The sequence below is a fragment of the Dietzia sp. B19 genome (assembly GCF_014145155.1).
Classification (GTDB): Bacteria; Actinomycetota; Actinomycetes; order Mycobacteriales; family Mycobacteriaceae; genus Dietzia; species Dietzia natronolimnaea.
Genome location: NZ_JAALED010000573.1, coordinates 24,399 through 25,172, shown reverse-complemented (window position 1 = coordinate 25,172; position 774 = coordinate 24,399). Strand labels below are relative to the sequence as shown.

Genomic DNA, 774 nt, shown 5'->3' with positions numbered 1-774 from the left:
TGCAGTCCGATCCCGCTGTGCCGGTGCTGGTGGTTGTACCAGTGGATGAATCGGTTCATCCATGCCCGGGCGGCACCGATGCTGGCGAACCGCTCGGGGTAGTTCGGCGTGTACTTCATGGTCTTGAACTGCGACTCGCTGTACGGGTTGTCGTTGCTGGTCCGCGGCCGATTGTGCGACCGGGTTACATCCAGATCGCACAGGAGTGAGGCCAACGGCTTCGAGGTCATCGCCGCGCCCCCGTCGGCGTGGAGATACCCCGGTGCCTGGCCTTGCTCGGCGATGGCGGCGGCGACCAGGTCGGCGGCCAGTTCGCCGTCTTCGACGGTCTCGATGCGCCAGCCCACGACGTAGCGGGAGTAGATGTCGATGACGACGTAGGCGTGGTACCAGATGCCCTTGGCCGGGCCCCGCATTTTCGTGATGTCCCACGACCACACATCATTTGCTGAGGTTGCGACCAGTTCGGGAATCGCCCGTGGTGGATGGGTTGCCTGCCGACGACGCTCGCCGTTCATCGCCTCGGCCGCCAGGATCCGGTGCATCGTGCGCTGCGAGCAGTGATACCGGCCGGCGTCGAGTTCGCGGGCCCACACCTGGGCCACGGACAGATCGGCGTAGGCCTCGCTGGTGAGCACTTCCAGTATCGCGGTGCGCTCGGCGGCGGTGAGCTCGGCAGGATGGCGGGCCTTGGGGTGCGGCCCATACTGGCGCGGTTTCGGATTGGCCTGGCGATGATGGGTCGCCCGCGACCTACCGACCAGGGCGCAGGAC

At 66.5% G+C, this 774-nt stretch carries 1 protein-coding gene; it reads right to left on the bottom strand.

All coding sequences use genetic code 11. From position 1 onward, the window contains the following. A partial coding sequence (locus G6020_RS16345; protein WP_241732787.1) for an IS3 family transposase occupies positions 1–774 on the bottom strand: 774 nt, incomplete at both ends.